The following is a 25,138-nucleotide window of genomic DNA, read 5'->3' as shown; positions in this document are numbered from 1 at the left end:
GAGAACCCAATGGGTGTGATGACGTCCACAGAAACTCCACTCGATGAAAAGGCCATCATCGCCGCCGCCGAAAAGGCGCTCGCCGATATCGCCGCCATCCGCGAGGAGGTGGCCAAAGTGATCTTTGGTCAGGAGCAGGTGGTCGAAAACACCCTTCTCGCCGTTCTCTCCGGCGGTCATGCGCTGCTGGTCGGCGTGCCGGGTCTCGCAAAAACCAAGCTGGTCACCACGCTCGGCACCGTGCTCGGCCTCAATGGCAACCGCATCCAGTTCACGCCTGACCTGATGCCCTCCGACATTCTCGGCACCGAGGTGATGGATCAGGACGAAAACGGCCGCCGCTCCTTCCGCTTCGTCAAGGGACCGGTTTTCGCCCAGCTGCTGATGGCCGACGAAATCAACCGCGCCTCGCCGCGCACCCAGTCGGCGCTGCTGCAGTCCATGCAGGAATATCACGTCACCGTCGCCGGCCAGCGTTATGACCTGCCCGGCCCGTTCCACGTTCTCGCCACCCAGAACCCGCTGGAACAGGAAGGCACCTATCCGCTGCCGGAAGCACAGCTCGACCGTTTTCTGCTTCAGGTGGACGTGCTCTACCCGGAACTCGACGCCGAACGACAGATCCTGCTCGGCACGACCGGTATTTCCGAAGCGACGGCCAAAGGCGTCATCGATGCCGCCCGCCTTCTGGAAATCCAGTCGCTCATCCGTCAGATGCCGGTCAGCGACAAGGTCGTCGATGCCATCCTCTCGCTCGTCCGTTCCGCCCGCCCCGGCCATGGCAATACCATGACCGACCATCATGTCGCCTGGGGTCCCGGCCCGCGCGCCGGTCAGGCGCTGATGTTGTGCGCCCGCGCCCGCGCGCTCTATGAAGGCCGCCTCGCCCCGTCGCTGGACGATGTCGCCGCTCTCGCCGAACCGGTTCTGCAGCACCGCATGGCATTGACCTTCTCGGCCCGCGCCGAAGGCATGACCGTACGTGACGTGATTTCCGGCCTGGCAAAACAGGTTCGCGGCTGACGCCGTCTCGACCGAAAGGAATACGCGTGGCATCCATCGGTGAGATCGTCGACCAGACGCCGAGCGCAGAAGTCCTCAGCCGTGCCCGCCAGCGGGCCATTCTCGTGCCCGATTGCATGGTAGAAGCCCGCCGCATCGCCAACACGGTGATCGCCGGCTGGCATGGCCGCCGCAAGCGCGGCATCGGCGAAAATTTTTGGCAGTTCCGGCCTTATGCGGATGGCGAAAGCCTGGCCCGCATCGACTGGCGCCGCTCCGCCCGCGATGACCATACCTATATCCGCGACAAGGAATGGGAAGCCGCCCACACCGTCTGGCTGTGGGCCGACATGTCGCCGTCGATGATGTACAAATCCACCTATGCTTCCGTTTCCAAGGAAAGCCGGGCGCTGGTGCTGATGCTGGCGCTCGCCGAAGTTCTGGCCCGTTCGGGCGAACGCATCGGATGTCCGGGCGTGATGGAGCCGGTCTCGGCCCGCAATGCTGCCGAACGGCTGGCAACCGCCCTCGTGCATGCCCCGCCGACCAGCGGCCTGCCGCAGACCGAAATGATCCGCGGCGCCAGCGATATCGTGCTGATCGGCGATTTTCTCGACGATGCCGACCGCATCATGCAGCGCGTCGCACCGCTCGCCCGTCGCGGCCTGCGCGGCCATGTCATCGAAGTGGCCGATCCGGCCGAAGAGATCTTTCCCTATAGCGGCCGCACCGAATTCACCGATCCCGAAACCGGCGAAAAGCTCACCTCGGGCCGCGCCGAATCCGTGCGCGACATCTATCGCAACGCCTATCTCGCGCGCCGCGAAAATCTCGGCCAGTCGCTGCGCCGCATGGGCTGGAGCTTTATCGTCCACCGCACCGATCACCTCGCATCGGAAGCGCTCGGCGCCGTGCATGGTCACCTCTCCGGCAATCCCCCACGCATTGCGCCGAATACATCCTCCGGAGTGGGCGCATGAGTGGTTTCGCCTTCGCCAGCCCCGCCATCCTGTTCGCGCTGATCGCCCTGCCCGCCATCTGGTGGCTGTTGCGGCTCACACCACCGCGTCCGCGTTCGGAAGTGTTTCCGCCGCTGCGCATTCTCGCAACCGTCTTGAAGCGCGAAGAAACTCCGGCGCAAAGCCCGTGGTGGCTGACGCTGCTGCGCATCCTGCTCGCCGCCGCCGTTATTTTGGCGATAGCCGATCCGGTCATCAACCCGCGCAGCAATCCGCTCGCATCGGGCGGCCCGCTGGTGCTGATCGTCGACAACAGCTGGGCGAGCGCCGAAGACTGGGAACGGCGTGTGCAGACGGCCGACCTAATGATCAGTGACGCCGCCGATGCGGAAATCCCGGTCTCGCTGGTCTTCACCGCTGAAGCGACGCACGACGCCGTGCCCACCAGTGCCACCGTCGCCCGCGAACATCTTGCCGCCGCCCGCCCGAAACCGCTGGTGCCGGATCGCCTGCGCGCCGCCCGAGCCGTCACGGAAGCACTGAACGGCACCCAGCCAGGCACGCTCGCCTATCTGTCGGACGGTATTGCCACTCCTGCCGATGGCGAGATGCTGACCGCGCTGGCCGCCCTTTCACCGCGCGACATGCAACTGATCGAAGGCGACGGCCAGAAATCGCTGGCCCTCACAGGCGCCACCAACAATGCCGCCGCCATGACGGTCGCTGCAACGCGTCTGAAAACCGAAGGCGCCCAGAATTTCACGGTCAACGCGCTCGACCAGCAGGGTCGTTCGCTCGCCACAGGCACGCTCGATTTCGCAACCGGCGCCAACACCGCCACGGCCACCATTAACGCCCCGTTCGAACTGCGCAACGATTTTGCCCGCCTCTCGGTCGAAGGCATCGCCACGGCCGGTGCGACGCATCTGCTCGACGATGGTTTCAAGCGCCGCCGCATCGCGCTTCTCTCCGGCGACAGCGGCAACGATTTCCAGCCACTGCTTCTGCCGCTCTATTACATCAGCCGCGCGCTCGAACCCTATGCCGACCTGATCCAGCCGCGCGGTGGCGATCTCGCCGCCTCGCTGCGTGAAATCCTGACCAGCAATCCGTCCGCCATCGTCATGGCCGATGTCGGCCGCCTGCCGGAGGAAAGTTACGCGCCATTGCAGCAATGGCTGAACCGTGGCGGCACACTGATCCGTTTTGCCGGCCCGCGCCTAGCCGCAGCCCCTGCCGACGATCCTTTGGTGCCGGTGCGCCTGCGTCAGGGTGAACGCGCACTCGGCGGCGCCATGTCCTGGGCCGACCCGCAGCCGCTCGCCGCCTTCCCGAACTTTGGTCCGTTTGCCGGGATGGCACCACCTGCCGACATCACCGTGCGGCGACAGGTTCTCGCCGAACCGACGCCGGATCTCAACGAGCGCACCTGGGCAAGCCTGGCCGATGGCACGCCGCTCGTCACTACCCGCGAGGTCGAGGCCGGTCGTATCGTGCTATTCCATGTCAGCGCCGATGCCACATGGTCGAACCTGCCGATCTCCGGCAATTTTGTCGAAATGCTGCGCCGTCTCGTGCAACTGTCACGCGCCGGTGGCGCCGCCCCTCCGGAAGCAGGTGCGACGGCCGCCGCCCTGCCGCCTTACCGCCTGCTCACCGCCGATGGCATTCTCTCGACCGAAGTCGGCAGCGCCCGTCCTCTGGCCATCAAGGTAGGCGCCACGCCGATTGCCAGCCTCGACAATCCGCCCGGCCTTTATGGTTCGGAGGAAGGTTTTACCGCCGTGAACCTGCTTCCCGCCAACACAACGCTCGCGCCCTTCGATGCCTCGGCAGCATCCTTCCCGATCGTGCGGCAAGGTCTTGCCGGTGGTGAAGCATGGTCGCTGCGTCCCGCCCTGTTTGCCGCAGCCTTTTTCATGCTGCTTCTCGATACACTGATCGTGCTGTTCATGAACGGCGGCTTTTCGAGGCTGCCCCGCGCCGGCCGCGCCGCCGCCATGCTCGCCATCTGCGCCGTCGCGATTGCCTTCGCTCAGCCGGGCGATGTGTTTGCGCAGACTCAGCCGACACCACCAGCGGCTCAAGCAACTCCCGGTCAGCCGGTGCCCGATCCAAACGCCCCGATCGAACATGTCAAGCCCGGCGACGAAGCCATTCTCGAACGCCTCGACACCACCCATCTCGCCTATGTCATCACCGGCGAAAGTGATGTCGACCGCATTTCCGAACAGGGTCTGGATGGTTTGAGCCAGTTCATGACCTATCGCACCACGCTTGAGCCCGGCGCGCCTGTTGGCGTCGATATCACCAAGGACGAACTGTCCTTCTACCCGATCATCTACTGGCCGGTTTCCGCCACGGCTCCCATGCCTTCGGCCGCCGCCATTTCCCGCATCGACGCCTATATGCGCAGTGGCGGCACGGTGCTGTTCGACACCCGCGACCAGTTCAGCTCTCTGGATAACAGCGGTGGCACCAGCCCGAATGGCGAACGCCTGCAGCAGATCCTTGCCAATATCGACATCCCGCCGCTGGAGCCGACACCGAACGACCACGTTCTCGCTCGCTCCTTTTATCTGCTCAACAATTTTCCCGGACGCTACAATGGCAGCCCGCTCTGGGTGGAGGCACGTCAGGATAGTCGCAATCAGGGAACGGCCCTTTCCTCCTCCGGTGACGGAGTGACGCCGATCCTCATCACCGGCAACGACTTTGCCGGTGCGTGGGCGGTGGATGCGCAGGGCAATTCCGTGCTGCCCACCGTGCCACCGGATGACATGCAGCGCGAACACGCCTTTCGCTCCGGCGTCAACATCATGATGTACATGCTCACCGGCAACTACAAGGCCGACCAGGTGCATGTGCCCGCCCTGCTCGAACGTCTTGGACAATAAAGGGAGCTACCGATGACCATCGAATTCGCCCCCTTCTTCGCATGGCCGATCCTTGCCGGGCTCGGCGTGTTCGCCGCAATCCTCGTGGTGCTGAGCCTGTGGCGCGGCCTGCGCGGCGCTCTTCTACGCGCTCTTGCGCTCGTGGCGTTGCTGCTCGCCATCGCCAATCCGCTGCTGACCCAGGAAGACCGTGAACAGCTCTCGACCATCGTTCCGGTCATCGTCGACCGCTCCCAGAGCCAGGAAACCGCCAATCGTACGGAACAGACCAATCAGGCTCTCGAGGGCCTGAAGGAACGTCTGTCGCGTTTCCCGCGCATCGAGCCTCGCATCGTCGAGGTCAACGACAACCCGGATTCGGATTCGCCCTCCACCCAGCTTTTTGGCGCGCTCTCCGCAGCCCTCTCCGACGTACCGCCCGGCCGCGTCGGCGGCGCCATTTTCCTGTCCGACGGCCAGATCCACGATATGCCCGGCGTCAATCAGGATCTCGGCTTTGACGCGCCGATCCACGGCCTGATCACCGGCCAGCCGGATGAATTCGACCGCCGCATCGAGGTAGTGAAGGCCCCGCGTTTCGGCATTGTCGGCGAACGTCAGGACATGACGCTGCGCGTCTTCGATGACGGTCGCCAACAGGGCGGCTCGGCCGAGGTGACGGTTCGCATCAACGGCGAACAGGTGGCCATCCTGCAGGCCGCCCCCGGTGCGGAAACGCCGTTCAGCTTCACCGTGCCGCGCGGCGGCAACAATGTCATGGAATTTTCCGTGGCCGCCCTGCCCGGCGAAGTGACCACCGCCAACAACCGCGCCGTCCACGTGATCGACGGTATCCGCCAGAACCTGCGCGTGCTGCTCGTGTCCGGCGAACCGCATGCCGGCGAACGCGCATGGCGTAACCTTCTGAAATCCGACGCCTCCGTCGATCTCGTCCACTTCACCATTCTGCGCCCGCCGGAAAAGCAGGATGGCACGCCGATCAACGAACTGTCGCTGATCGCCTTCCCCACCCGCGAGCTGTTCGTTGAAAAGATCAACGATTTCGACCTGATCATTTTTGACCGCTACAAACATCGCGGCGTGCTGCCGATCCTCTATTACGATTATATCGCCCAATATGTCGAAAAGGGCGGCGCGCTGCTGATCGCCGCTGGTCCAGAACATGCCGGCGAGGATTCGATCGCCTCAACGCCGCTGGAACAGGTCCTGCCCGCTTCGCCGACCGGCGAGATGCACAATGCAGGCTTCTACCCGCACCTCTCGGCTGCCGGCCAGAAACACCCGGTCACCCGTGGCCTCGAAGGCGCGACGCAAAACCCGCCGGCCTGGGGCCGATGGTTCCGCACCGTCGATGTCGCCCAGCCGCGCGGCCAGACGGTGATGGAGGGCGATGGCGACCGCCCTCTCCTCGTCCTCAACCGTCAGGGCGAAGGCCGTGTGGCCATGCTGCTCTCCGATCAGGGATGGCTCTGGGCGCGCGGTTTCGAGGGCGGTGGCCCGCATGTGGACCTCTATCGCCGCATCGCCCACTGGCTGATGAAGGAACCGGAACTGGAAGAAGAGGCACTCACCGCCCGCGCCTCCGGCCGCACGCTGGAAGCCACCCGCCAGACGATCGGTGACGATCCGGGTCCTGCCACGGTCAAATATCCGTCCGGCAAGACCGAAAGCCTCCCCTTCACCCAATCCGGCCCCGGCCTCTATAAGCTCGAAAAACGCATGGATGAAACCGGCCTGTTCGAGGTTTCTAACGGCGAGTTTTCAACGCTGGTGCATGTCGGCGCGGTGGATGCGCCGGAATTCAAGGCGATGATCTCGACGGAGGAAACGCTCGCTCCTTACGCGCAGCAGACGCGCGGCCTCGTCACCCGCGTCGCCAGCGAGGATGGCATCCGCCTGCCGGACATCCTGCCGGTACGCGGCGCCGTGCGGGTGGCCGATGCCAACCGCATGACCATCCGCATGACCGATGAAACGGTGCTGCGCGGCATCAACACGCTACCGCTGTTTGCCGGTTTCGCGGGTCTCGCCGCCCTGCTGCTTGCCGTCTCCGCCATGTGGTGGCGCGAAGGCCGCTGATCCTCATCAATGCCCCGCCTTTCGAGGCGGGTACTTTACGTCTGCCGTCACGCTCTGGTATCGCCGACGGCGGCGCGATGGGGAGGAGCAGCATGGACCACGAACTGACCATTTCGGACACTTGGGAGCCGGAAGATGAAAAAGCCGTTGAAGCCCCTCTCGTCGCTTACAATCGCGAACGCTTCGGTGATGCAGGCCTAAAGAAGCTTGGCATTTTCCTGCGTGATCCTCAGGGCAATATCGAGGGTGGCCTGATCGGGCACACCGCTCGCGGCTGGCTTTACACCAAGCTGATATTCATCCCGGAGCGTTTGCGTGGTCAGGGACTTGCCGGCAGATTGCTTGCTGCGGCCGAGCAGGAAGCCAAGGCACGCGGCTGTACCGGCGCCTTCATCGACAGCATGAATGCAGACGCGGTCAGAACCTATGAGCGGCTGGGGTATGTGGCCGTCGGCAAACTCGACGGTTTCGCCGGTGATTCCGCTATCGTATGGCTGGCCAAGCGTTTTTCTTGACGCGCGGCAAGGGGGAGACATCATGGATATCGCAAAGGATGGCTGGACCCTTTCGGCCGCCGCATGGATCGAAAACCTTGGCGACGATGGCGATTTCCTGCGCCGATATGTGATGGACCCGGCGATCGAACGGCAGCTGGCCGGACGCCGTTTCAAGGCAGCTCTCGACGTCGGCTGTGGTGAAGGCCGGTTCTGCCGCAAGCTGAAACAGCGCTTCGACATTCCCTCGGTGACAGGCATCGACCCGACAGCGCCTCTTCTGGACGCCGCCCGCTTGCGTGACCCTAACGGCAGATATATCGAAGCGGCGGCGGAAAACCTCCCCTTCCCCGACGAACGCTTCGATTTGGTTGTCAGCTATCTGACCCTTATCGATATCGAAGGCATCGAGGCCGCAATTTCCGAAATCGCACGTGTGGCGACGCCCGGCGGCACGATCCTTATCGTCAACCTCAACGGCTTTACCACCGCCAATGGCGGCACCGGATGGGTCAAGGCCGAGGACGGCAGCCGCCTGCATTACACGGTCGACAATTACCTCAACGAACATGCCGATCTGCAGACATGGCGGGGCATGCGCATTTTGAACTACCACCGGCCGATGAGCCGTTATTTCAGCCTGCTTCTCGGTAAGGGCCTGCAGCTGAAACATTTCGACGAGCCATCGCCGATTGGCGGCGCGGAAGACATGTGCGACGCCTATCGCCGCGTGCCTTATGCGCATCTGATGGAATGGCAGAAGCCTGCGCAAGAAAGCTGATCACGCATCTGTCAGGCAAAAGCCACCACAATTTCCGACGGTCGCTCAAGCTTTTCTCCCGCCACACCGGTACAGGCCAGACTGTCACGGATCTGCTGACGCAGCCAGGCATTGGCAGCGTCGCCATCCGCATGATTGGCCCAGACCATGTTGACTGGCGGAAAGCTCAGCGGCACCGGCAACGGGCTGACCTCAAGCCCGAGCAGCGGCCCATAACGCTCGGCAATCCGCCCCGGAACGGTGGCGATCACCGGGCTCACCTGCGCCGCCGACAGAACGGACATGTAGCCCGGCCCCGCCATCACCACGTCGAGTTCCACGCCCGCCATTTCCAGCGCATCCTTGATGCAGCCCTGCAGGGTTTCGTTCTGGGAAATCGTCGCATGCTCGGCGGCAAGATAGGCATCCAGACCAACCGGATTGGGCAGGTCTAAGAGCGCCGGATTGAAACAGCAGGCAAAATGCGTCTCATAAAGCGGCTCGAACGAGCGGCGGCTGGATTTCGTATAGGTGCAGCCGACGGCCAGATCGATCGTGCCATCTTCCAGCGATGGTTCCATGGCCTCATAAGGGAAAACCCGCGCCAGAACCTTGATGCCCGGCGCCAGCCTTCTCAGCCGCGCCGTCAGGTCGGGGATGAGCAGCAGCTCGATTTCCGGCGACATGGCGATGCGAAACGTCCGCTCCTTGGTGGCGGGATCGAAGGCCAAGCCGCCCGTCAGCGCCAGTTGCGCCTGCCGCAAGGCCTGACGCACCGGCACAGCGAGGCTGCGCGCCCGCGCCGTCGGCTGCATCACCTGCCCCACACGGATGAACAGCTCGTCCTGCAACAATACGCGCAGGGTCGAGAGCGAATGGCTCATCGCCGGCTGCTGGATTCTTAGCCGTTTGGCCGCCTTCGTCACGCTGCCTTCGGACATCAGGGCATCGAAGGCCACGAGAAGGTTGAGGTCGAAGGAACGCAGATTGAAATGATCGATAGTTGCCATGAGCCGGATCGATTTGATTGCTGATACGCCGATACATACGTGCTCTGCAGGTCAGTTCAAGACCATCCAACTTTTACCTGGAGCTTTCCATGCAGACCCGTCGTGACCTTCTGAAAACCACCACCGGCGTTGCCCTTGCCGCTGGCGCTCTCGCCGCGCTTCCCTCTGCCGTTTTTGCTAAGGCACCCGTTATCGGCAAGCAGGCGGCGAGCTTCTATCGGCTGAAACTCGGCAATTACGAAATCACCGCGCTCTCAGACGGCACGGTCAAACTGCCGATGTCAAAAATCTATCGCAACATTCCGGAACAGGATGCGGAGACCTATCTCGAAAACCATTTTCAGGCGGGCGAAAGCGAAACATCGGTCAATGCCTTTCTCGTCAATACCGGCGACCGCCTCGTTCTCATCGATGCCGGCACCGGCGACCTGATGGCGCCGGCGCTCGGCAAGCTCGTTTCGAACATCGAGGCATCCGGATACAAGACCGCACAGATCGACCACGTCATCCTCACCCATATCCATGCGGATCATTCGGGCGGTCTCGTCATCAATGGAAAACGCGTTTTCGAAAACGCGATCCTGCATGTGAACGAGCGGGAGGAAAAATTCTGGCTGAAGGCCGATGCGGCGGCCAAAGCCGACAAGACACTTGGGCGTCAGATCGAGCAGGCCGAAAAATGCGTCGGTCCCTATGCCGAGGCCGGCAAGCTGAAAACATTTGGCGACAATGCCGCGCCGATCCCCGGCTTCGGTTCGGTGCTGCATGCCGGCCATACGCCCGGCCATAGCGGCATCATCGTCGAGAGTGAGGGCGAAAAGATCATCTTCTGGGGCGACATCGCCCATGGTGATGTCCTGCAATACGACCATCCGGAAATCACCGTGGATTTCGACGTCGACCAGAAAGAGGCAGCCAAGGCACGTGCCATCGCTTTTGCCGACGCTGCGGACCAAAAGTATCTGGTGGCAGGCGCACACCATGCCTTTCCGGGCATAGGCCATGTCCGCCGCGACGAGACCAATTATGAATGGGTGCCACTGGTCTACAAGGCCACGTACTGAGAAAAAACGGGCACCGTTTGCGACGGTGCCCGCATTCAATCACGCCAGAGAAACATCCTTGGTCTCGGCGTCGATCATCAACGCCGCCGCAGCGGCCACGACCAGCAGGCCGGCAAAGATGCCGATCGCCAGAACCAGACCATCGGCAATCACCAGTGCCATCAGTGACGGCGCCAGAAGGCCCGCCAGACGCGCCATCGCGCCCGCCGCGCCCATGCCGGTGGCACGCGAGGCGGTCGGATAAAGTTCCGGCGTATAGGCGTAAAGCGCGCCCCAGGTACCGAGCAGCGCAAAGCTCATCAGCAACAGCGCGGCTCCGATCATGAGATCGCCACTACCGATCGCGAACAGAAGGCATCCGAGCGCCGAAAGCAGGCAGAAGGCTACAAGCGTCGGCCGCCGTCCCCATGCCTCGACACCGTAAGCGGCCAGTGCATAACCCGGCAATTGCGCCAGCGCGACCAGCACGAGAAACCCGTAACCGCGCACAAAGCCAAATCCGTCCGCCGCCAGTTTCGGCGGCATCCAGGTGAAGACACCATAATAAGAAATCGACACGAGAAACCAGATCGCCAGCATCATGATGCTGCGCTGGCGCAGTCTTGGCGAAAACAGGCCGATGTTCTTGACCGGCGGCGGGCTGACAATGGTGAGTTCCGGCCCGAGCGGCGGCTTGCCATTGCCGGATAGGATCTGATTGAGAACGGTTTTCGCCTCCTCCCCACGCCCGCTGCGCAGCAAATAGAGCGGCGATTCCGGAACGAGGAAACGCAGGCCGATGCCGATGATGGCCGGAACGGCATTAATGGCGAGAATATAACGCCAGCCGTCCTCGAGACCTGCAAGGCTGGTGGCCCATGCCGTCAACGCAACGATCAGCGTGCCGAGCGCCCAAAAACCTTCGAGCATGACCAGCCAGCGCCCACGGTTCTTAGCCGGCAGAAATTCCGCCATCATCGCGTAATCGACCGGCAATGTGCCGCCCACCGCAAACCCGGTCAGGAAACGCAACACGATCAGGCTTGCGAAATCGGGAGAAAACACCGCCAGCGTGCCGAAAATGGCGTCGCAGCAGACCGTGAAGATCAGCACCCGGCGGCGGCCGTAACGATCCGCCAGCTTGCCGCAGACGGCAGCGCCGATCAGCATGCCGAGGAAGAATAATGTACCCGCCTGCAGCGCCTGCGGCACCGTCAGACCAAAACTTTTGGCGATTGAGGCGGCGGTAAAACCGACCGCCAGAACCTGCATGGCATCCGCTGTCCATACCAGGCCGAAAATACCGAGCAGCCGCCTTTGATAGGCGCCCGTTCCTGCTCGATCCAATGCCGCTTCGATGGAAATTCCCGTCATTCCAAAGCCCCTCCGGCGTGCATTATCCGCCGGCGACGTTTCGCCTGACGTGATGCGCGGCAAGATTTAGAGGGTTTGTTTTACGGGCGCCAGCCGATTTTGCCTTTCAGCCGTTCGGTGAGATCCGATGCCATCGGCACGATCAGCACGCGGCCGGGATCGACCGGGCCGGGAAACTCCAGCGCGCCATAGGGCACTTTTTCAAAACCGAGCGGCATGTAATAGGGCGGATCACCGACCAGGATCACGCCTTCCGAGCCCTTGCGCCGCGCCGCCTCGATGGCGATGCGCACCAGTTCCCGGCCGATGCCCTGATTCTTGTGGGAGGGCCGCACGGCAAGCGGACCCAGCATATGCGCTTTCACACCACCGGCCAGAACCGGCGTCATCCGCACGGAACCGATCGTTTCACCGTAATCGGTGCAGACGAAGGAAAGCGACCGGTCATGCGGCCCCTGTTCGCGAATACGCGCGGCGGCCTTGACGAAACGACCGGGGCCAAAAGCCTCGGCATTGATCAGTTCGATGACGTCGTCGTGAGACGCATCTTCCGTCAGGTAAACGAGGTCGTGTTTTGCAAGGAGTTGCGGAGCCATGATGAACCGAAGCCGTAGAAAAAAGAGCGGACAGGACAAGTGATCTCGTTGACGCCGGTTACAGCGTCTTGTCGGAAGATCAGCGTCGTCGCAGGGCTCTGGCTTGGGTCATGAATTGTGGTTTCCAGAAAATTGTGAAAAGCCGGTTAGCAGGATTTTTTTCGTCCGTCCAATCTAAAAACACAGCGTTCGCAATTTCGAGCCTCGATATCCGCAGCGGTTGGCGTATCTACAAGCCAAGGACAACGAAGGATTTTATCATGGGCATGCTCGTCGACGGCAAGTGGCAGGACGTGTGGTACGACACCAAGGCCAGCAAGGGCCGTTTCGAACGCTCACAATCCCAGTTCCGCAACTGGCTGACAGCAGATGGCTCTGCCGGTCCTTCCGGCAAGGGCGGCTTCAAGGCCGAGGCCGGCCGCTATCACCTCTACGTCTCGCTGGCCTGTCCATGGGCACACCGCACGCTGATTTTCCGCAAGCTGAAAAAGCTGGAGGACCTGATCTCGGTATCGGTCGTCGATTACCTCATGCTGGAAAACGGCTGGGAATTCAAAAGGCCGGCCGGCGCCACCGGCGATGATCTTTACGGCCTTGATTATCTCTACCAGATCTATCTAAAGGCCGATCCGGTCTATTCCGGCCGCGTGACGGTGCCGGTCCTGTGGGACAGGCATCAGCAGACCATCGTCTCCAACGAAAGCGCGGAAATCATCCGCATGTTCAACACCGCCTTTGATGGACTGACGGGTTCGACGGAGGATTTTTATCCAAAGGACCGGCACGAAGACATCGATGCGCTGAATGCCGTCATCTACGCAAACGTCAATAACGGCGTCTATCGCGCCGGTTTCGCCACCACACAGGAAGCCTATGAAGAGGCAGTGGTCAAATTGTTCGAAACACTGGACATGCTGGAAGAACGGCTTGTCTCAAGCCGCTATCTGTTCGGGAACAAAACCACGGAAGCCGACTGGCGGCTCTTCACCACCCTTCTCCGTTTCGATCCGGTCTATGTCGGCCATTTCAAATGCAATATCCGACGCATCGCCGATTATCCCAATCTCTCGGGCTATCTGCGCGATCTCTATCAGCAGCCGGGTATCGCCGACACGGTCAACCTGGAGCATATCAAGGGCCACTATTACCGCAGCCACAAGACGATCAACCCCACCGGTATCGTGCCGGCCGGGCCTTATATCGACCTGACGCCCCCACACACACGCAAAAGTGTTGGCAAGGCGAAGTGACGGCGCTCGAACCGAGCAGCGATATTTTTGTCAGTTGAGCGCGACGCGCGTCTTTCGTCTGCGCGCCAATTCCTCCCGCGCTTCCTCCAGTGCGAGGCCGATAAAATAGGCCAGCATCACCTCATGTTCCTGCACGGCCAGCTTGTGCGTCGCCATCAGGTGGTCGATCGCCATCTCGATTTTCGTCATGTCCCTGATCCCCGTTTATTAGGACATGATTATCGACGATACATGCAGTTGCAAGCAACCGGTAGGTGAATGTTTATCGCCTTAAATATCCTACCAGTAGTCATCCACTTCGGCGGCACCCGACAATTCTTTTATCCGCCTCACGGTCGACTTGGTCACGCCGTCGGGCAAAGCGTCGAGCGAGTAAAAACCGCTTTCGGCTATTTCCTTGTCAGGTAAACGCGCGGAAGTCTGCCTGACATTTACACGATACATAAGTACATGGTCGCGCTTACTTGTATTACGATTGAAGTAACTGGCAAAAAGCTGCGGATTCCCAAGAATTTCCAGATTTCCTTCCTCACGCAATTCCTTGACAAGCGCAGCACGCATCGTCTCACCGCGCTCCACGCCGCCGCCAGGAAGATACCAGCCCGGCAAGTAAGTATGGCGCACGAGAAACACCCTGCCCTCCTCATCGAAACAGGCGGCCCGCACCCCCAGCGTCATGCTGCGTGTCAAAAGAAAATAGCGATGCAGCAGCCACACCATGATCCGTGTGCTTTTACGGGAAATTTCCGGTACGCCTTCATCACTCATCACGCTTGCTCCTTGGGCCGGACAGCCCTATGTCATGACCCCATGTACAGGTTCGCGCATATTTCCGACATCCATCTCGGGCCGCTTCCGCAGTTAACCTTGCGCGAGCTTTTTTCCAAGCGGATAACGGGCTTCATCAACTGGCACCGCAATCGGCGCAAGCATCTGCTCGTCAACACGCTCGACCTCCTCCTCAGCGATATCCGGGACCATCATCCCGACCACCTGATGATTACCGGTGACCTCGTCAATCTTGCGACTGAGATCGAAATCCGCCTGGCAGGCGAATGGCTGGAAAGCGTCGGCGAACCACTTGCGACAACCGTCGTGCCCGGCAATCACGATGCATATGTGCCCGGCGCCCACGACAAGTCCGTAAAACGCTGGTACCCGTTTATCGCCGGCGACGACAGTCCAAAAGACTGGCCGGACGACGACCACGTTTTCCCGACCTACCGTCGCCGCGGACCGATCGCCATCATCGGCTGTTCCACCTCGCTGGCCACGCCTCCGTTTTCTGCCACCGGGTTTTTCAGCGCCCGGCAGGCACGCGAAACCGTTGAACTGCTGAAAAAAGCCGGCGACGAAGGCCTGTTTCGCGTGGTGATGATCCACCATCCGCCGATCAGGGGGGCCGCCGCCCGCCACAAGCGGATGATCGGCATACGCCGCTTCAACGCAGCCATGTCCATGGGCGGCGCCGAACTGATCCTGCACGGGCACACCCATCTCGACACTGTCTATTTCCTGAAAACGCATAGCGGTGGGCAGATACCGGTCGTCGGCATTGCATCGGCTTCGCAAGGCCCCGGCGGTCACAAACCCCGTGCCGCCTACAATCTCTTCACGCTGACCGGCGAACCCGGTGCATGGAACCTGATCTGCGAGCGCCACGGCCTGACCGAAACCGCGGATGCAATCGCACTCGATCACACCCGGCTGTTTTACGGACACGACCCGAGGGAAACGCCGATACCAATGCCGCAAGTGGTGCCCCTGCCATCATCATGACAGCCTGGCGAAAGCCAGCGGTGTTTTTATATCGCAAATTCTCCCCATTCGCATGCCATCACCATCACTCAACGCATCGGACGGACATGACCCTGCAGCCTGACCTGACAGATATCAGACGCGACCTTGTTTCCCTTTTGCCGCGGCTTCGGCGTTTCGCGCTGGCACTCTGCGGGCAACCGGACATGGTCGATGAACTGGTCGGGGACGCCTGTCTGCGCGCGGTCTTGAAGGCACCGCATTTCGACAACGGCAGCCGGCTTGAAAGCTGGGCTTTTTCGCTGATCCATGCTGTATGGCTGGAGCAATCCAAGAAGCGCAAACAAGCGAGCGACGACACTGCTGGGCACAACGGATTTGCAGGCTATCACGCCATCCTCGATCTTCCGGAAGGTGCTGCGGCAAGCTTTCTTCTGGTCTGCGTCGAAGACCATAGCTACGCCGAATCGGCGGCGATCCTCGGAATTGCCGCGGAGGCGGTCTCAGACAATGTCGCGATCGCACGCCGGCATTTTTCCGCTCATGTCGCCGAAAATGCCGAGCGGAGAGCCTGATGCCTTCCTCCCGGAATTTGAACAACGATTCGCGCCTCTCCGCCGCTCTTGACGGTGAACTCAACGATACCGACAGGATAGAGGTCGAAGCCCTGCTGGCCGGCAATGATCCGCATGTGCGCGATGCGCAGGAAACGCTGCGCCGCGGCAACGAATTCGGCCTGCATGCCTTTGCCGAAGTTCTGCGCGAGCCGGTTCCGCTGACCTTGGTGCGCACCATCAAGACGGCAACACCTCCGCGCAAGGCGGTCCGCCTGCCGCAGGCGCAACGCCCGCAACTGCAGTTCAAACCGACACGCCGTCAGGCCATCATGGGATGCGTCATGGTTGCGCTTTTCGCCGGCGGCATCGGCTACATGATCGGCAGCCGCCCGCAAATGCAGACATTCGCTGATCTTGCCATGCCGGTTACCAGCGGCTGGCTGGAAGACATCGCCACACATCACCGGGTCTTTTCGCGTCAGACCGATCATCTCGTTGAGGTACCGGCATCGGACAGCCCGCATCTGGTCGATTGGCTGATGGCCACGACCGGCGTCTCCTTCCGCGTCCCCGACCTCAGCGCCGACAAGCTCAAATTTCTCGGTGGCCGCCTCTTCTCCGCCGCCGGCAAACCGGTTGGCCAACTCGTCTATCGCGATGAGGATGGCGGCATCATCTCGATCTGCTTCGCCCGCAACCTCGTCGGCAACGACCAGAACATGGCCGAGCAGATCCGCGACGATATCGGCCTGATCGCCTGGCATCGAGACCAGACGGATTATGTCGTCACCGGCGCTTCCTCCGATGCCAATCTGGACAGCATCGCGGCAAAAGTCGCCGGCCGCATCTGAGCCATCATCACCCAAACAACGAAACGGCCCGGAAGCGATTCCGGGCCGTTTCGTTTTCAAGTGAAGCCTTGGACGATCAGCGCTCGGCAATCACGCGGTTCGCCGCCGAAACGATCGCCTCCAGCGATGCCGCGACGATATTGGTGTTGACGCCGGCACCAAACAGTTTTCCACCCGGATGCTGCATATCGACATAGGCGATGGCCGATGCGTTCGAGCCGTGCTGCAGCGAGTGTTCGGAATAGTCGTTCACCGACAGTTCGATGCCGAGATAGGTCGACAGGGCGTTGATGAAACCGTCGATCGGGCCAGTCCCCTTGCCCTCGATCGTCTTCACCACGCCATTGTCGGTGATCTCGGCGGACACGACACGCACGCCCTTGTGTTCGAGACCGGCCGGAAAGGTCTGGTGATCGACGAATTTCAGACGACCCTGCGGCTGCTCGACATAACGTTCGATGAAACGCTCATAGATGCGCTTGGAAGAAAGCTCCTTGCCCTCTTCGTCGGTGATGCGCTGGATTTCTTCGCGGAACTCCACCTGCAGATTGCGCGGCAGGTTGATGCCGTAGTCCTGCTGGAGAATGTAGGCGATGCCGCCCTTGCCCGACTGCGAGTTGATGCGGATGATCGCCTCGTAGGAACGGCCGACATCCTGCGGGTCGATCGGCAGGTACGGCACCTCCCAGATCGGATGGTTGGCGACCTTGATCGCCTTCATGCCCTTGTTGATGGCATCCTGATGCGAGCCGGAAAACGCCGTGTAGACCAGCTCCCCGACGTAAGGGTGACGTTCCGGGATGACCATCTCGTTGGAATATTCGTAAACGTCCTTGATGCGCTCGATATCGGAGCAATCCAGTTCCGGATCAATGCCTTGCGTGAACATGTTCAAGGCCAGCGTCACCACGTCGACATTGCCCGTGCGCTCGCCATTGCCGAACAGCGTGCCTTCGACACGGTCGGCCCCTGCCATCAGCGCCAGTTCGGTCGCGGCGATGCCGGTGCCGCGGTCATTGTGCGGGTGAACCGAGATGATGACGTTTTCGCGGTTGTCGATGTTGCGGCACATCCATTCGATCTGGTCGGCATAGATGTTCGGCGTCGCCATTTCGACGGTGGACGGCAGGTTGAGGATCAGCTTGTTGTCGGCAGTCGGCTTCACTTCGGCGATGACGGCATTGCAGATCTCCAGAGCCACTTCCAGCTCGGTGCCCGTAAAACTTTCCGGGGAATATTCGAAACGGTAACCGCCACCGGCCTTTTCCGCCATGTCGGTGATCATCTTGGCGGCGTCGACGGCGATCTGCTTGATGCCATGCACATCCTTGGCGAACACCACGCGGCGCTGCAGTTCCGAGGTCGAGTTGTAGAAGTGAATAATCGGCTTGTGCGCGCCTTCCAGCGCTTCGAAAGTGCGGGTGATCAATTCCGGGCGGCACTGCACCAGCACCTGCAAGGATACGTCTTCCGGCACGCCCCCCTCTTCCACGCACCAGCGGGCATAGTCGAAATCGGTCTGTGAGGCGGACGGGAAACCGATCTCGATTTCCTTGAAACCCATGTCCAGCAGCAGCTTGAACATGCGTGCCTTGCGGTCATGGCCCATCGGGTTGACCAGCGACTGGTTGCCGTCGCGCAGGTCGACCGAACACCAGATCGGCGCCTTTTCGATGGTTTTGGAGGGCCATGTGCGGTCGGGAATATTGATGGCCGGATAGGCGCGGTACTTTACGCCTGCCGACTGCATGCCCTTGGTGGATGCGGAAATCTTGCTGTCCATGTCTTTCGTCCTTCGCGTCTCATCCGCAGGAGCAGTTGGCTCGATGCCGTTCATCGACGGCGGCAAACTGCGGATGCTGGACCTTATGGTCCTACTTCATTTCAGGGATTTGATGCGAGGAGCTCTTACGCCGGCGGGCTTTGTCGGCCGCCGGGCGCTCCTCAACGGACCCGGCAACCGAGTGTAAGGTCGAGGCTAAGAAGCGAGAGAGGCGCGAAAACCGTCGCCCCGGCAGCGGTGCTGCGGGCGGCAAAACGGTCAAACATGATCGCGCCTGTCATGGTCATGGGCGAATCTATAGCGGCGGGTGATGGATGTGGCAAGAACGGCTTTTTGACTTTTGGTACGCCCGACCGGCCTATCGACGCCGCCCTCTCAGAAACACGATGATCGACACGATCAGAAAACCGAGCGAAAACAAGCTCCAGACCGCACCGCCCGCCGTCAGATTGGCACCGTCGGGCGTCACGCAGCTCGACTGTGACGCCGCGATACAATCCCGCCAGAGCCAGTAGCGATCTATGAACAACCAGCCAAAACCAAGTGCGGTCGCCAGCAGCGCCAAGGCGACCAGAGATCGCAACATCAGCGGCGCCCCTTGGTGAACCGCATCAACCACAGAACGAAGCCACCGGCCACCAGCCCCCAGAAGGCGCCGGAAATGCCGGCAAAGGTCGTTCCCGACGCCGTCACCAGAAAGGTGATAGCCGCCGCTTCGCGCGCAGCCGGATCATGGAAAGCAGCATGCGCCGCATTCGACAGTGCGCCGATCAGGGCCAGCCCCGCCACCGCCTGCAACAGGATGGGCGGCGCCAGCGACACGAAGGCGATGATGCCACCGGCGATCAGGCCGAGTACGATATAGGCGCTGCCGCCGACAACAGCTGCCCAATAGCGCCGCTTCGGGTCGGGATGCGCGTCTTCGCTGGCGCACATCGCGGCGGTGATGGCGGCGAGATTGACGGGAACGCTGCCGAAAAAGGCGATGATGGCGGAAAACACGCCGGTGGAGGCAAACAGCGGGCTCGGTGGCGGCTCGTAGCCATGCGCCTTGAGGATGGCGATACCCGGAATGTTCTGTGATGCCATGGTGACGATGAACAGCGGCAGCGCCACCGAGACGACGCCGTGCCATGTAAACACCGGCGCCACGAATTCCAGCTGCGGATGGATGGCTGCCCCGACCCGCGCCAACGCATCCGGCGGCAGGTCAACGCCAAAGATCAGCACGAGGATAAAGGCGGCCAGAGCCGAGGGCACCGCCCAGAGCCGCCAGCGGGTTACCACCAGCATCCATGCCAGCACGATCGGCAGGCCAAACCACGGATTGAACGCCACAGCCTTTACCGGCGCGAGGCAAAGCCCGAGCAGGATGCCGGCCAGCATGGCATTGGCCAGCGGCGTCGGAATCATTCGCACGGCCCGGCCAAACAGCGGAAACAGACCGGTCAGCGTGATCAGCAGGCCGCATATGACGAATGCGCCGACAGCCGCCGGAAACCCGCCGTCGATCATGCCGGTCGTGGCCAGAAGCGCGCCGCCCGGTGTAGTCCACGCCATCATGATCGGCATGCGGTGGCGAACCGAAAAGAATACAGCCAACACGGCCTGCGCCACGCAAACGGCAAGTAGCGCCGACGCCACTTGATCCGGCGTGGCGCCCATGGCCGACAGGCCCTGCACGATAACGGCAAAGGAACTGACGAAACCGACAAACGCGGTCAGCAGGCCCATCAGCAAAGCGGGTACGGAAAAGTCTTTCAGCATCGGGGGGATCCGTCTCTAGATGGAGACAGCAGGAGCACAGGATTTGATGGCAGGCAAGTCCGGCATGGTCACGTCGGGTACGTTGCCGCTGCTTTCCAATGGGCGAGTATATCCACAGGAAGCACCGCCTAAACCTGCGGCATGCCAATTCCTACAGATAAAGATCAGACTAAATTAAAGTCTTTTTCTCATAGTGACGGCATATTCAACGGGACATTTGAATGAATATTTTGCCGTCCACGCGCGTGCTCAGAAACTTGTTTTCTGGCCGCTCTCACCACCTCGCCTACATTGTGCCGGCCATTCTGGTCATGGCGGTGGTGGCGGTGGGGATCGTGCGCGCCGTTCAGGACGCATACGAGCGCGACATGTGGGCGCAAAAACTTTCGGCTTCAGAACAGCTTGCGCAGGTTTCCTCCAGTCTCGAAACCAACATTCACGGCAACGTCAATCTCATCCATGGCCTTGTCGCGAATATCGCCGCCAATCCTTCGATCACGCAGGTGCAATTTGCCCAGCTTGCCGAGCACATATTTGCCCATCCGTCACAGCTGAAAAATGTGGCAGCAGCGCCGGATCTGGTGGTCCGGATGATCTATCCGCTTGCGGAAAACCGCGAAATCCTCGGGCAGGACTATAACGCCCATCCAAAACAGTCGGCATCCGTTCTCGAAGCCGTGAAAAGACGTACGACGACGATTGCCGGTCCAGTCAAGCTCGTTCAGGGCGGCAAGGGCCTGTTTGCCCGTTATCCGGTTTTCCTCTCCTCAAACGGCCATTTCTGGGGTGTCGTTTCGACTGTCATCGATATCGACCGGCTGCTGCGCGACAGCAATGTCGATACCGAGCGGCAGCAACTGGATATCACCATCGCCCGGCGCCCCGTGCCTCAGGAAAAGGACGTCTTCTTTGGCGACACTGCTCTGTTTTCGCAGGATGTCGTGCGTACCCGCATCGATCTCGGTTACGACACATGGTATCTCGCGGCCCGCCCCAAGGCAGGTTGGCAGGCGACGCCCAGGGATATCGGCCGCCTTTACATTTACGCGGCCCTTGTCGCCCTGACCGTACTCCTGCCGACGATCTGGGTCGGGTTTCTGATCCGCCAGCGCCACGGCCATATCCAGACGCTGCAGCAGCGAGAGGAACAGCTTCAGGCGCAGAACAGCGAATTGCGTTCGGCGCGCAGGACACTGGAACATCAGTCGCTGCACGACGCCCTTACCGGACTTCCCAACCGCCGTTTTCTCGATCAGTTCATGGATGCCTCTTCGACGACGTCGGAAAGCGACAGGCTCGCTTTCGTGCATATAGACCTCGACCGCTTCAAGGAGGTCAACGACACGCTGGGCCACGCTGCGGGGGACGATGTTCTGCGCCAGACGACAAAGCGGCTGCAGGCGCTTCTTCATGGAGACGAATTTGCCTCGCGTATCGGCGGCGACGAGTTCGTTTTCGTGACCAGTGGCCCAAAGGCGGAGGATCGCGCCCTCAATCTGGCACGCGCCGTTGTGAAGGCTCTGGCCCGTCCGATCATCGTGGACGGCCATGAATGCCATGTCGGCTGCAGTGCGGGGGTGGCGGCGCAATCCGCTGCCGCCGAAGATCCGAAACAGTTGCTGATCAATGCCGACGTCGCCCTCTACGAAGCCAAGAAACGCGGCCGCAACCGCGCCGAAATCTTTTCCGAAAAGCTGCTGCTCGCCGCCATCCACACCAAGCGCAGTTCCGACGAATTGCTGGTCGCCATCGAAAACGACCAGATCGTCCCTTTCTTCCAGCCGCAATTCGATGCGCAGACACTCGATATCGTCGGCGTCGAGGCCTTGGCGCGCTGGCAGCATCCGACCCGCGGCATCCTCACGCCCGACAAGTTCCTCGACATTGCCGAAGGGCTTCACCGCTCGGGCGATATAGACGCCATCATCCTGCAAAAGGCGCTGTTTCAGGCGACCCGCTGGCGTGCGCGCGAACTGAACATCCCGCATGTCTCGGTCAATATCTCTGCCCAGCGCCTCAAGGACGAAAATCTGCTGGCACAGGTCGCAAGTCTGAATGTCCCCAAGGGCAGCCTGTCCTTCGAACTGCTGGAATCGATCTCTTTCGACGGTCAGGACAAGGCACTGCGCTCGGTCATAGGCCAGTTGAAGGAACTTGGCATCGATATAGAGATCGACGATTTTGGGTCCGGCCATGCCTCGATCGTCAGCCTGCTGGACCTTGACCCGAAACGTCTGAAGATCGATCGCCGCCTGATCATGCCGCTACAGGCCTCCGGCTCGCAGCACCGTCTTGTGGCATCGATCATCGAGATCGGCCGCAGCCAAGGCATTGAGATCGTCGCGGAAGGCGTCGAGACGATGGCGCATGTGGACATCCTGCGCAATCTCGGCTGTCACGCGTTGCAGGGCTATGCCTTTGCCAGACCTATGTCCGCCGAAGCCTTTGTCGAGTTTGCCGAAAACTGGCAGGCCGAGCGTGGTGACCTGTTTTCCCACGCCCGCCAGTCTGCCTGACCATCGTTTCGACCGACCATAAAAAATCCCCCGCCGATAGAACCGGCGGGGGATTTTTTGTTCTCTCGATCTCGAGCCGGATCAGATTTCCGACTGGCTCGTGATGATCTTGGAAACCAGACCGTATTCGACGGCATCTTCGGCGCCGAGCCAATAATCGCGATCGATGTCCTTGGCGATCTTTTCTTCCGACTGGCCTGTGGCCTTGGAGAAAATCTTGATCAGACGCTGGTTCATCTTGATGATTTCGCGTGCCTGGATCTCGATGTCGGAAACCATGCCGCGCGTGCCGCCGGACGGTTGATGCAGCAGGAAGCGGGTGTTCGGAAGCGCCAGACGACGTTCCTTCGGAACCGAAACATAAATCAGCGCGCCGGCGGAAGCGACCCAGCCGGTACCGATGATCCAGACCTTCGGCTTGATGAACTTGATCATATCATGGATCGAATCGCCCGATTCCACGTGGCCGCCTGGCGAATTCACGTAGATACGGATGTCTTCGTCGCTGGCGGCAGCAAGCGCAACCAGCTGGGTGCAGACCTTCTGCGCCAGTTCCTGGGTGATGCCGCCATAGATGAAGATCGAGCGGGACTTGAAGAGATTGGCTTCAGTCTCCTTGCCGAGCGGCAATTCCTTCGTCTTGTCGTCGTCGTTTTCGTCGTTCATCAGTGTCTCCAGCATGGACGTGTCGATACCGGACATAATGCGTTCGCATCGTTAAAACAATGTGCGAATGGGCTTAAGGTGAATTCCTTGTCGCTGGATTATCCCCGGCATTTTCCCCATGGACGCCGAAATCCGATCTCCCTGATCTTGGCCACAGACCGACTGCGCAAGCATCCTCTCCGCGGCTCGGGCATCAAGGGGAACAATAATGTCCATATTCAAACGTCTTTCTCTCACCGCCGCCATTTTCGCAGGCGCCACTGCACCCGCCTTCGCGCATCTCAATCCCGAAGAGCACGGCTCATTCATGGCGGGTTTTTCGCACCCGCTGTTCGGCATGGATCATATCCTGACCATGGTCGCCGTCTGCCTCTGGGCGGCCCAGATCGCGCAAGGCAGCGATGTCAGACGCGCCTTGTGGATCGTCCCCTCTGCGTTCGTCGGTACGATGGCGTTCGGTTTTGCCATTGCCGTATCAGGCATCGATCTGCCCTTCGTGGAGCCTGCCATACTTGCATCGGTGATCGCGCTCGGCCTGTTCGTCGCCATGGCGGTCAAACTGCCGGTCGCCGCATCGGCTGCGATCGTCGGAATTTTCGCGCTCTTCCACGGCCACGCCCATGGCGATGAACTCGGCTCTGCCGGTGCGCTGCAATTCGGCGTCGGTTTTGTCATCGCCACCGCAATACTGCATGTCGCCGGCATTGCGCTCGGTCTCGGCATCGCCCGCTTCAGCCCCTATATTGCGCGCGGCCTTGGCGTCATCACCGCACTGCTCGGCCTGTCGCTGGTCTTCGGTTAAGCCGGCAATTACCAGACCTTCAGATTACCGAAATGTAAGGGATCGTCGCTTTGAAAAGCCACGATCCCTTCTTAATTTTATGGGTGGATATCACCGCCAAGGAGGCAGATATGTCACCCGAAGAACGCCAGCTTCTCATCGCATTGTTCGACCGCGTTCAGACCGCATCCTCCACCCCGCGCGACCGAGACGCGGAAACACTGATCGACGAACAGACGCGCCGTCAGCCTTATGCGACCTATTACCTCGCGCAGGCCGTCATCGTTCAGGAAAAGGGATTGGAGGCAGCCTCGCACCGCATTCAGCAGCTTGAGGCGCGCGTGGCAGAGCTGGAAAATGCCGGCAACGGCCAGCGCCAGGGCGGCGGCGGTTTCCTCAGTTCGATTTTCGGCAACAGCGACCAGCCGCGGCAGAGTAGCGGCAATGCCGGACCGTGGAGCAATGAGCGGCCCGACCGCATTCCCGTTCCGAACCAGGCCTATCGCGGCAATAGCAGCTACGACAACACTGACTATCGTGCACCACAGCAGCCAAGCGGCCCATGGAGCGGCAGCCAGTCTTTTGGCGGGCAATCCTATGCGCCATCTGCCGGCGGCAGCTTTCTGCGTGGTGCGCTCGGCACGGCAGCAGGGGTCGCCGGCGGCATGCTGCTCGCCAATTCCCTCTCCAGTGTCTTCAGCAATCACGTTTCCAGCTTTGGCTGGGGTTCCCCGGCTGAAGGTGCTGCGGCATTCGGTGGCGCACCGATCGAGGAAACGGTGATCAACAACTATTATGGCGATAGTGCCGACAATAGCGATGCACAGCAAGCCTCGGATGACGGCAATATCGAGCAAGCTGATTACGACGACAATGGCGCGTCGGATGACAGTGATGACGATTTCAGCGGCAGCGACGATAGTCTCGACGTCTGATCGTCATCTCACAAACGAAAAGCGCCGGAGAGATGCTTTCCGGCGCTTTTGGTCTCGGAG

The 25,138-nt window shown here is 61.0% G+C and carries 24 protein-coding genes; 14 read left to right on the top strand and 10 right to left on the bottom strand.

Going from position 1 to position 25,138, the window contains the following annotated elements:
• The first annotated feature begins 9 nt into the window (after positions 1 to 9).
• The 6 genes from ACRQ1B_RS04120 to ACRQ1B_RS04095 all read left to right on the top strand — a co-directional run bounded on the left by ACRQ1B_RS04120 (position 10) and on the right by ACRQ1B_RS04095 (position 8,212).
• Positions 10 to 1,023 carry an AAA family ATPase gene (locus tag ACRQ1B_RS04120; RefSeq protein WP_432292393.1) on the top strand — a complete coding sequence of 338 codons (1,014 nt, stop codon included), beginning with the start codon at positions 10 to 12 and terminating at the stop codon, positions 1,021 to 1,023.
• Positions 1,024 to 1,049: 26 nt separating this feature from the next.
• On the top strand, positions 1,050 to 1,982 hold the full coding sequence (locus tag ACRQ1B_RS04115) for a DUF58 domain-containing protein (RefSeq protein WP_432292392.1): 933 nt from the start codon (positions 1,050 to 1,052) through the stop codon (positions 1,980 to 1,982).
• Positions 1,979 to 4,858 carry a DUF4159 domain-containing protein gene (locus ACRQ1B_RS04110; RefSeq protein ID WP_432292391.1) on the top strand — a complete coding sequence of 960 codons (2,880 nt, stop codon included), beginning with the start codon at positions 1,979 to 1,981 and terminating at the stop codon, positions 4,856 to 4,858. Before ACRQ1B_RS04115 ends, ACRQ1B_RS04110 begins: the two co-directional genes overlap by 4 nt.
• A 12-nt stretch (positions 4,859 to 4,870) precedes the next feature.
• Entirely contained in the window at positions 4,871 to 6,937 is a 2,067-nt protein-coding gene (locus ACRQ1B_RS04105) for a hypothetical protein (RefSeq protein ID WP_432292390.1), read from the top strand.
• 92 nt (positions 6,938 to 7,029) lie between these two features.
• Positions 7,030 to 7,452, top strand: a complete 423-nt coding sequence (locus tag ACRQ1B_RS04100) for a GNAT family N-acetyltransferase (RefSeq protein ID WP_432292389.1) — start codon at positions 7,030 to 7,032, stop codon at positions 7,450 to 7,452.
• Between the two features lie 22 nt (positions 7,453 to 7,474).
• Positions 7,475 to 8,212, top strand: a complete 738-nt coding sequence (locus ACRQ1B_RS04095; protein ID WP_432292388.1) for a class I SAM-dependent methyltransferase — start codon at positions 7,475 to 7,477, stop codon at positions 8,210 to 8,212.
• Between the two features lie 11 nt (positions 8,213 to 8,223).
• On the opposite strand, the gene ACRQ1B_RS04090 is transcribed toward ACRQ1B_RS04095, so the two are convergent.
• The gene (locus tag ACRQ1B_RS04090; RefSeq protein ID WP_432292387.1) at positions 8,224 to 9,201 is read right to left on the bottom strand and encodes a LysR substrate-binding domain-containing protein; all 978 of its coding nucleotides are present in this window, start codon (positions 9,199 to 9,201) and stop codon (positions 8,224 to 8,226) included.
• An 89-nt stretch (positions 9,202 to 9,290) separates the two neighbouring features.
• Between ACRQ1B_RS04090 and ACRQ1B_RS04085 the strand changes: the two genes are divergently transcribed.
• Positions 9,291 to 10,265, top strand: coding sequence for an MBL fold metallo-hydrolase (locus ACRQ1B_RS04085; RefSeq protein ID WP_432292386.1), 975 nt, complete (start codon positions 9,291 to 9,293; stop codon positions 10,263 to 10,265).
• A gap of 39 nt (positions 10,266 to 10,304) precedes the next feature.
• Here ACRQ1B_RS04085 and ACRQ1B_RS04080 read toward each other — a convergent pair whose 3' ends face one another.
• Together ACRQ1B_RS04080 and ACRQ1B_RS04075 are read right to left on the bottom strand one after the other, a co-directional pair.
• The gene (locus ACRQ1B_RS04080; protein ID WP_432292385.1) at positions 10,305 to 11,618 is read right to left on the bottom strand and encodes an MFS transporter; all 1,314 of its coding nucleotides are present in this window, start codon (positions 11,616 to 11,618) and stop codon (positions 10,305 to 10,307) included.
• 80 nt (positions 11,619 to 11,698) lie between these two features.
• On the bottom strand, positions 11,699 to 12,214 hold the full coding sequence (locus ACRQ1B_RS04075; protein WP_432292384.1) for a GNAT family N-acetyltransferase: 516 nt from the start codon (positions 12,212 to 12,214) through the stop codon (positions 11,699 to 11,701).
• A 260-nt stretch (positions 12,215 to 12,474) separates the two neighbouring features.
• On the opposite strand from ACRQ1B_RS04075, the gene ACRQ1B_RS04070 reads away from it, so the two are divergent.
• Positions 12,475 to 13,464: a glutathione S-transferase family protein gene (locus tag ACRQ1B_RS04070; protein ID WP_432292383.1), complete on the top strand. Its 990-nt coding sequence runs from the start codon at positions 12,475 to 12,477 to the stop codon at positions 13,462 to 13,464.
• 30 nt (positions 13,465 to 13,494) lie between these two features.
• Here ACRQ1B_RS04070 and ACRQ1B_RS04065 read toward each other — a convergent pair whose 3' ends face one another.
• Together ACRQ1B_RS04065 and ACRQ1B_RS04060 are read right to left on the bottom strand one after the other, a co-directional pair.
• Positions 13,495 to 13,653 carry a hypothetical protein gene (locus tag ACRQ1B_RS04065; protein WP_432292382.1) on the bottom strand — a complete coding sequence of 53 codons (159 nt, stop codon included), beginning with the start codon at positions 13,651 to 13,653 and terminating at the stop codon, positions 13,495 to 13,497.
• Positions 13,654 to 13,743: 90 nt separating this feature from the next.
• On the bottom strand, positions 13,744 to 14,232 hold the full coding sequence (locus ACRQ1B_RS04060) for an NUDIX domain-containing protein (RefSeq protein WP_432292381.1): 489 nt from the start codon (positions 14,230 to 14,232) through the stop codon (positions 13,744 to 13,746).
• 42 nt (positions 14,233 to 14,274) lie between these two features.
• Here ACRQ1B_RS04060 and ACRQ1B_RS04055 point away from each other — a divergent pair, with 42 nt between their 5' ends.
• The 3 genes from ACRQ1B_RS04055 (at position 14,275) to ACRQ1B_RS04045 (ending at position 16,630) form a co-directional block, all read left to right on the top strand.
• Positions 14,275 to 15,243, top strand: a complete 969-nt coding sequence (locus ACRQ1B_RS04055) for a metallophosphoesterase family protein (protein WP_432292380.1) — start codon at positions 14,275 to 14,277, stop codon at positions 15,241 to 15,243.
• 86 nt (positions 15,244 to 15,329) lie between these two features.
• Positions 15,330 to 15,797: a sigma factor gene (locus ACRQ1B_RS04050; protein ID WP_432292379.1), complete on the top strand. Its 468-nt coding sequence runs from the start codon at positions 15,330 to 15,332 to the stop codon at positions 15,795 to 15,797.
• Entirely contained in the window at positions 15,797 to 16,630 is an 834-nt protein-coding gene (locus ACRQ1B_RS04045) for an anti-sigma factor family protein (RefSeq protein WP_432292378.1), read from the top strand. Before ACRQ1B_RS04050 ends, ACRQ1B_RS04045 begins: the two co-directional genes overlap by 1 nt.
• Positions 16,631 to 16,706: 76 nt before the next feature.
• On the opposite strand, the gene leuA is transcribed toward ACRQ1B_RS04045, so the two are convergent.
• From leuA to ACRQ1B_RS04025, 4 genes are all read right to left on the bottom strand, one after another.
• Positions 16,707 to 18,413, bottom strand: a complete 1,707-nt coding sequence (gene leuA, locus ACRQ1B_RS04040; RefSeq protein WP_432292377.1) for a 2-isopropylmalate synthase — start codon at positions 18,411 to 18,413, stop codon at positions 16,707 to 16,709.
• 161 nt (positions 18,414 to 18,574) lie between these two features.
• A complete protein-coding gene (locus tag ACRQ1B_RS04035) occupies positions 18,575 to 18,700 on the bottom strand; it encodes a hypothetical protein (RefSeq protein ID WP_432292376.1) in 126 nt (41 codons plus the stop codon).
• A 71-nt stretch (positions 18,701 to 18,771) separates the two neighbouring features.
• A complete protein-coding gene (locus ACRQ1B_RS04030; RefSeq protein ID WP_432292375.1) occupies positions 18,772 to 18,999 on the bottom strand; it encodes a hypothetical protein in 228 nt (75 codons plus the stop codon).
• The gene (locus ACRQ1B_RS04025) at positions 18,999 to 20,180 is read right to left on the bottom strand and encodes a benzoate/H(+) symporter BenE family transporter (protein WP_432292374.1); all 1,182 of its coding nucleotides are present in this window, start codon (positions 20,178 to 20,180) and stop codon (positions 18,999 to 19,001) included. The genes ACRQ1B_RS04030 and ACRQ1B_RS04025 overlap by 1 nt, the downstream gene beginning before the upstream one ends.
• A 221-nt stretch (positions 20,181 to 20,401) precedes the next feature.
• Between ACRQ1B_RS04025 and ACRQ1B_RS04020 the strand changes: the two genes are divergently transcribed.
• Entirely contained in the window at positions 20,402 to 22,696 is a 2,295-nt protein-coding gene (locus ACRQ1B_RS04020) for a bifunctional diguanylate cyclase/phosphodiesterase (protein ID WP_432292373.1), read from the top strand.
• An 81-nt stretch (positions 22,697 to 22,777) separates the two neighbouring features.
• On the opposite strand, the gene ACRQ1B_RS04015 is transcribed toward ACRQ1B_RS04020, so the two are convergent.
• Entirely contained in the window at positions 22,778 to 23,362 is a 585-nt protein-coding gene (locus tag ACRQ1B_RS04015) for an ATP-dependent Clp protease proteolytic subunit (RefSeq protein ID WP_432292372.1), read from the bottom strand.
• Between the two features lie 214 nt (positions 23,363 to 23,576).
• Between ACRQ1B_RS04015 and ACRQ1B_RS04010 the strand changes: the two genes are divergently transcribed.
• Positions 23,577 to 24,164: a HupE/UreJ family protein gene (locus tag ACRQ1B_RS04010; RefSeq protein ID WP_432293802.1), complete on the top strand. Its 588-nt coding sequence runs from the start codon at positions 23,577 to 23,579 to the stop codon at positions 24,162 to 24,164.
• Positions 24,165 to 24,274: 110 nt separating this feature from the next.
• The gene (locus ACRQ1B_RS04005) at positions 24,275 to 25,078 is read left to right on the top strand and encodes a DUF2076 domain-containing protein (RefSeq protein WP_432292371.1); all 804 of its coding nucleotides are present in this window, start codon (positions 24,275 to 24,277) and stop codon (positions 25,076 to 25,078) included.
• The last annotated feature ends 60 nt before the right edge of the window (positions 25,079 to 25,138 follow it).

The organism is Endobacterium panacihumi (genome assembly GCF_050847465.1).
Classification (GTDB): Bacteria; Pseudomonadota; Alphaproteobacteria; order Rhizobiales; family Rhizobiaceae; genus Neorhizobium; species Neorhizobium panacihumi.
The sequence above is the reverse complement of the archived record's forward strand: the minus strand, read 5'-3'. Positions and strand labels throughout refer to the sequence as shown.